This is a genomic window from Ruegeria sp. AP12 (genome assembly GCF_056540025.1).
The window spans coordinates 352,484-358,824 of record NZ_JBQFVZ010000003.1 but is presented as its reverse complement, the minus strand read 5'-3'; the positions used below and the strand labels follow the sequence as shown (position 1 = coordinate 358,824).

General features: G+C 61.0%; 8 protein-coding genes. 4 read left to right on the top strand and 4 right to left on the bottom strand.

The features are described from left to right. Nucleotides 1–392: 392 nt before the first annotated feature. On the bottom strand, nt 393–1,586 hold the full coding sequence (locus ACR0E6_RS12710; RefSeq protein WP_480583896.1) for a Zn-dependent hydrolase: 1,194 nt from the start codon (nt 1,584–1,586) through the stop codon (nt 393–395). 135 nt (nt 1,587–1,721) lie between these two features. Between ACR0E6_RS12710 and ACR0E6_RS12705 the strand changes: the two genes are divergently transcribed. From ACR0E6_RS12705 to ACR0E6_RS12690, 4 genes are read left to right on the top strand one after another with little or no spacing between them, the layout of a single operon-like run. Beyond that, the gene (locus ACR0E6_RS12705; protein ID WP_480583893.1) at nt 1,722–2,372 is read left to right on the top strand and encodes a histidine phosphatase family protein; all 651 of its coding nucleotides are present in this window, start codon (nt 1,722–1,724) and stop codon (nt 2,370–2,372) included. Nucleotides 2,373–2,382: 10 nt separating this feature from the next. After that, nucleotides 2,383–2,997, top strand: a complete 615-nt coding sequence (locus ACR0E6_RS12700) for a glutathione S-transferase family protein (RefSeq protein ID WP_480583891.1) — start codon at nt 2,383–2,385, stop codon at nt 2,995–2,997. A 14-nt stretch (nt 2,998–3,011) separates the two neighbouring features. Next, nucleotides 3,012–4,067, top strand: a complete 1,056-nt coding sequence (locus tag ACR0E6_RS12695; protein ID WP_480583888.1) for a saccharopine dehydrogenase — start codon at nt 3,012–3,014, stop codon at nt 4,065–4,067. A gap of 3 nt (nt 4,068–4,070) precedes the next feature. Continuing rightward, the gene (locus tag ACR0E6_RS12690; RefSeq protein WP_480583885.1) at nt 4,071–5,213 is read left to right on the top strand and encodes a saccharopine dehydrogenase family protein; all 1,143 of its coding nucleotides are present in this window, start codon (nt 4,071–4,073) and stop codon (nt 5,211–5,213) included. Between the two features lie 120 nt (nt 5,214–5,333). Here the strand turns inward: ACR0E6_RS12690 and ACR0E6_RS12685 are convergent, their stop codons facing one another. From ACR0E6_RS12685 to ACR0E6_RS12675, 3 genes are all read right to left on the bottom strand, one after another. Further along, nucleotides 5,334–5,534: a YjiS-like domain-containing protein gene (locus ACR0E6_RS12685; RefSeq protein ID WP_170453662.1), complete on the bottom strand. Its 201-nt coding sequence runs from the start codon at nt 5,532–5,534 to the stop codon at nt 5,334–5,336. A gap of 49 nt (nt 5,535–5,583) precedes the next feature. Continuing rightward, nucleotides 5,584–5,811, bottom strand: a complete 228-nt coding sequence (locus ACR0E6_RS12680; protein ID WP_480583881.1) for a DUF1127 domain-containing protein — start codon at nt 5,809–5,811, stop codon at nt 5,584–5,586. Between the two features lie 148 nt (nt 5,812–5,959). After that, the gene (locus ACR0E6_RS12675; RefSeq protein ID WP_170521355.1) at nt 5,960–6,277 is read right to left on the bottom strand and encodes a DUF3775 domain-containing protein; all 318 of its coding nucleotides are present in this window, start codon (nt 6,275–6,277) and stop codon (nt 5,960–5,962) included. Nucleotides 6,278–6,341: the final 64 nt, after the last annotated feature.

The window sequence follows — 6,341 nt, the reverse complement described above, 5'->3', positions numbered from 1 at the left end:
CATCGGATACTGAACAGGCATCTCCCAGCCCGCAAAATCAACCAGCTTACCTCCCAACTCAACGTGCAAGGCGTACAACGGCGTGCGTTTCGGTGAGGTCATGGCGAAAACCTTCTGTGGTTCAATTTGTCAGAACGCATATCCGCCAGTCTGACCAAAGTTGCATTTTTTGCAACGATTCAGCCCAGGATTTCCGGCCTGTGCCGCCACCGGACCGGCCAGTATACGGGCGCATGCATCCTTGATGTTCCTATAGGAAACTTTTTTCCGTTACGCAACACTCGCAAAACGATCAGGGTGGCACAGCTTCGTGAAGATCTGCGGCAGAGGCCAAACCTGTATGACATAGCTTAGAATTTTCCGCCATATATCAGTGAATTGGCAACCAAGCGTCAATTCTGACCATTCAATGCGGCGACGGCATGTTCCAGCACCCGGAGACCGGCGATCAGGTCACTCTCAGCCGTGTCTTCGGCAAAATCATGGCTGATTCCGTTGATCGAGGGCACAAACAGCATTGCAACCGGCATCAGGCGTGACACGTTGGTGGCATCGTGCAAGGCCCCCGAGGGCATCTGCTGCCAATTGCCCGGCGCGACCTGCTCGGCCCCCCGCTCTAACGCACTGCGCAATGTCTTATCCATGGCAACAGGCTCGAGCCCCAGCATCGTGCCGAAATGCAGCACCATCCCCAGTTCCACGGCCACGCTTTCGGCAGTTTCCCGGACGATATCTTCCATGCGGACCAGACGATCTGCATCGCCATCGCGCCATTGCATCGAGAATCGCACCCGCCCCGGCACGATGGAGGAGGCATTGGGATGAAGATCCACGCGCCCGATGGTCCAGACGGTTTGCGGCGTCACAACATTCTGAAACCGGTCATTCAGGCGCGCATTGAACAGGGAGAGGGCCTGAAACGCATCGCGGCGCAGATGCATGGGTGTGGTGCCCGCATGGTTCTGCTGACCCTCAAACGTGATCGACATATCGCGAATGCCGACAATATCCGTGACAACGCCGATCTGCTGATCTGAGGCGTCAAGCGCAGGGCCCTGTTCGATATGCATCTCGATGAACCCGCTGAACCGGGACGGGTCCACAAAGCCTTGTGAAAGGTCGGCCATACCCGATCGCGCCTCGGCAAATCGGACACCGGAACCGTCGGTCAACGCATCCGCCTTCTCCAGCGGCAACCCACCGGACCAGACCGCGGACCCGGTGGTGACGCCAAAGCGCCCCTCTTCATCCTGAAAACTCACGACCGAGATTGGACGGTCGCTGGATCGCGCCACTTCAAGCGCGGCGATGACGCCCAACGCGCCGTCCAGCCAGCCGCCTTCGGGCTGGCTGTCGGAATGCGACCCCATCAGCAAAGACGGACCGTCGGCCAACCCGAACAAGTTCCCGACCGGGTCGAAATGCGGTGTCAGACCGGCCTCGGCCATGCGCCCGGCGAGCCATTTCCGCGCGGCGATATCGGCCTGTGAATAGGCGGGACGGACCACCCCCTTGCCAACACCCGACGCGCCGAATGTGCGCAGCATGTGCAGATCGGACAAGAACCGTTTGTGATCGACTGGCATTGAGCCCCTCCTACGCTATCCGCGCCGAACATAGCCACAAATGACCCTGCAGCGAGGATTTTTTCGGGCGGGCGCGAAACCCCTCTGGTCCCTGCATGGAACGTGCCCTAAGACGTCTGCGTAAGAGGGACCGACATGTCACATATCACTTTGGTGCGTCACGGGCAGGCCAACACGGCGGCGCGGGACGAGAAGAACTATGACAAGCTCAGCGATCTGGGGCATCAGCAGGCTCGCTGGCTGGGTGCGCATCTGCGGGACACGCGCAGCCATTATACGCGCGTCTATTGCGGCACCCTGACCCGCCACGCCGAAACCGCCGCCAGCATGGGGCTGAATGATCCGATCCGTGACGCGCGGCTGAACGAGATCGAGTATTTCACGATTGCCCAACTGTTCGAGGAGCAGCACGGCGTAGCGGTCCCCACGGATCGCGAGGGCTTTGTCGAGCACCTGCCGAAGACCTTCGCCGCCTGGGCCAAGGGTGACATCGAGAACGCGCCGGAAACCTTCGATCAGTTCGAAACCCGCGTTCGCGATGCGCTGCGCGACATCGGAACCGAAGGCGGGCAAGCCATCGTTGTCACTTCGGGCGGGTTGATCTCGATGGTGGTGCGGCAGGCGATGGGGCTGGACATACCATCCATGGCACGAGTGGCACTTGCCATCATGAACACGTCGATGCATCGTCTGCACCCGATTGGCGCGCATCTCAGCCCGGTCCTGTTCAACGCCGTCCCGCATCTGGAGGCCCCCGACCGGCAGTTCGCGCAAACCCATCTGTAAGGAGGCCCCGATGCAGCTTTATTACGCCCCCCGCACCATCTCGGTCGCTGTCGCCATCGCGCTGGAAGAGGCAGGGCTGGACTATGAGGCCATCAAGCTGGACTTCGCCGCGGGGGAGCAGACGAAACCGGCCTACAAGCACATCAACCCCAAAGGCCGGGTGCCGGCGCTGGTGGTCGATGGTGGTATCCTGACCGAAACCGGCGCGTTGCTGGATTACATTGCAGCCATGGCGCCCGACGCAAGGTTGGTGCCTGACGATCCGGTCATGGCGGCACGGATGCGCGAGGTGATGTATTACCTCGCCTCAACAATGCATGTGAACCACGCCCACAAAATTCGCGGACCGCGTTGGGCTGACAGGAAATCCAGCTGGAAAGACATGAAGGACAAGGTCCCGCAGACGATGACCGCGTCCTGCGACTATATCTCGTCGAACGGGCTGCGCGGGCCGTTTGTGCTGGGCGATCAGTTCTCGCTGGCGGATGCGTATCTGTATGTCGTTTGCAGCTGGCTTGAGGGCGACGGCGTTGACGTCTCGGCCTTTCCCAAGATTCTGGCCTTCCGCGAGGCGATGGAGGCGCGCGCATCGGTACAGGCGGTGCGGGCCGCCGGAATGCTCTGACAAAAGGACAACGCATGACACATCTCTGGGTCCGGGCAGAACAGCGCCCGAACGAGGAACGGGTGGGGCTGACCCCCGACGGGGCCGCCGCCCTGATCGCGGCTGGTATCCACGTGACGGTCGAGGAAAGTTCGGTTCGCGCCATTGCGATTGATGGCTACAAGGCCGCCGGTTGCGAGATCGCTGCTGAAAATTCCTGGCCCGAAGCGCCGCTAGATGCGATCATCTTCGGCCTCAAAGAACTGCCCGAGGACGGCACCCCCCTGCCCCATCGCCACATCATGTTCGGCCATGCGTATAAGGGCCAGCATTCGGGCCGCGCATTGCTGGAACGGTTCAAGGCTGGCGGCGGCACGCTGTATGATCTGGAATATTTGGTGGATGAGGATGGCCGCCGGGTCGCCGCTTTTGGCTACTGGGCGGGCTATGCCGGGGCTGCCGTCACGCTGAAAACATGGGCCGCGCAGCAACGCGGACAGCAATGCCCACCGGTTGGCGTCTATCCCGGCAAAGATGCGCTGAATGCCGAACTGCTGGCGGAACTGGACGCCACGGGCGCAAACCGCCCCCGCGCCATCGTCATCGGTGCCCTTGGCCGTGTCGGCACCGGGGCGGCGGATCTGTGCGAGGCGATGGGTGTTTCCGTCACCAAATGGGACATGGCCGAGACCGCCAGCGGCGGGCCGTTCCCCGAAATTCTGAACCACGACCTGTTCCTGAACTGCATCTTCGCCCGCCCCGGCACACCCGCCTTTGTCCCGCAAGAGGCCTTGACCGCCCCGCGTAATCTGACCGCTATCGGCGACGTCGCCTGCGACCCGGACAGCGATTACAACCCGGTGCCCGTGTACGACCGCGCCACCACATGGGACGCCCCCGCCCTGCGCGTGGCCACAGACCCGGTGATGGACGTGATGGCCATCGACAACCTGCCATCGATGCTGCCGGTCGAAAGCTCGCAAGACTACGCCGCGCAACTGCTGCCCTCTCTGCTGACGCTGACCGATCTGGACAGCGGCGTCTGGGGCCGGGCAGAAGCAATCTACAAAACCCATATCGAAGGGATCTGAACGATGACCATTCACTGGTGTGGCACCGGCCTGTCGGCCATCCCCGGCCTGCGCCGCCTGATCGAAGGCGGGCACAAGGTCACCGTCTGGAACCGGACCGTCGAAAAAGCCCAGGCCGAGGTCGGAGACCTGACCGACGACATCCGCGCCTTTGACATCGCCGCCTTGGGCGCGGTTCTGGCAAAAGGCGACGTGATCGTTTCGATGCTGCCGGGCGACTGGCACGTGCCTCTGGCGGAACTGGCGATTTCGAAACAGGCCAACTTCGTCTCGTCGTCCTACATCGCGCCCGAGATGCGCGCGCTGGACGACAAGGCCCGCGAGGCCGGTGTGGCGCTGGTCAACGAGGTCGGGCTGGACCCCGGCATCGACCACCTGATGGCGCACGCGCTGATCGACGACTACCGCGCCTCGGACGCGTTTGATGCGGAAAACCACCTGAGCTTTATCTCGTATTGCGGCGGCATCCCCAAGCACCCCAACCCGTTCCGCTACAAGTTCAGCTGGTCGCCGCTGGGTGTGCTGAAAGCCCTGCGCTCACCTTCGAAATCGATCCGCGACTACGCCCCGCTGGACGTCGTCCGCCCATGGGACGCGATCAGCAGCTACATCGCCCCCCTGCCCACCCCGGAAAGCTTTGAGGTCTACCCGAACCGCGACTCGATCCCCTTCATGGCGCAGTACCATTTCGAGGATCACTGGCCGGTCAAGGAATTCGTCCGCGGCACCCTGCGCCTGAACGGCTGGGCGGATGCGTGGGCGGATGTGTTCACGGAAATCGAGACCCTCTCGGGAGCGCAAGGCGACGCCCGCCTGAAAGAGATGTCGGACCAGTTCTGGACCGAAAACGCCTATGACGAGGGCGAGCCCGACCGCGTGGTCCTCTGCGTCGCCCTGAAGGCCGAGAAAGACGGCATTCCGGTCTGGCACAAAACCTACGTCATGGACGCCTGGGGTGACCAACGCGGCACCGCCATGGCGCGGCTGGTGTCGATCCCGGTCTCACTGGCCATCGAGGCCGTCCTGAACCGCGCCATACCCGCAGGCGTGCACGCGGCCCCCAGCGATCCGAAACTGGTACAGGATTGGATGGCTGAGATCGATACGCTGGCGCAGCATCTGCAAGTTGTGGATCATCTGGCCTAAGGCTGGTCACGACACCCGAAACACCAAATAGCCATTCCGTTTCGACTGGAATGGCTATTTGATTTCAGCGGTCACCAAAGACAACGCAAGCTCTTGACGTGGTCGCGTCAGACGACCCCTTCAAATGTAGCGCTGGATTGTGTCCTCGACATCACTTCGGTTTATGCCAAGCTCCGACAGCTCGTGATCTGACATCCGGTTCAACTCCTGAGCCGCACACACAATATCGGCACTGATCGCGCGTATCTTCATTGCACGATCAAACAGTAATAAGGCGCTTGCCGCAGGCGTCATTTCACTCACAGGGTTTCCGTCAAACATCTTTCAACCTCCCGACATGTTCCAAAACCAATGGTGTTCCGTTGCGCCTTCATCTGCGGAGGCGCGGGCCGGTGTAGGTATTGTCATACGCAATCTGGTTGATCTGACTGCGAGGGACGCCAATGTCCTGCAATTGACGGTCGCTCAGGTTTTCCAATGCGCGGGTGGCTTGTGCATATGTCCGACGCCGGTTGAGTTCGATGCGGGCGTCTGCGTAAGTGGACATTAGGGAAGCAAGCAGGCTGTTCTGCGGTCTGGCAGTGTGCAAAAGTTCCATTTCTCTCTCCTCCTTGAATTCGGGCTATCAGGCCGTCTGAATTCAAATAAAGGAGCGGGTCATTAACGAAGCTACGCGGCCTCGTTAATGTTCGTTAACTTTTTGAGATGGGTGATTGCACCGTATCAAACCAGGGCGCTGGCCGCCGCTACATCAGATCATTCTCAACATCCTCAGCCGAAATCCCCAGCGCATCCAGCCCGTTCTCCAGATGATCCGACAGGTGCGGCGTGCCGATCAGGTAATCCGCACAGGGGGTCGAAGCTTCGGATTTGGCCGTTGCGATGGCTTCGGCAAGATCTTCGGCGAAAAAGCTCTCGCGGCCGATCCACATGATGGCGACCAGTTCGGCCTGTTCGTCCTCGCTCATGCGGTCGACAAAAGCGCGCAATTCGCCCTCTGCCCGTTCCAGCTCGCGGCCCATCATGGCCACCTGGGCGACTTTTCTTGCCGAAATTTCCAGCATGTCTTCAGCTCCTCGTGTTCGCGGTTCACGGCCATCTGACCTGTTCGCCACGCCCGAGTCTTTG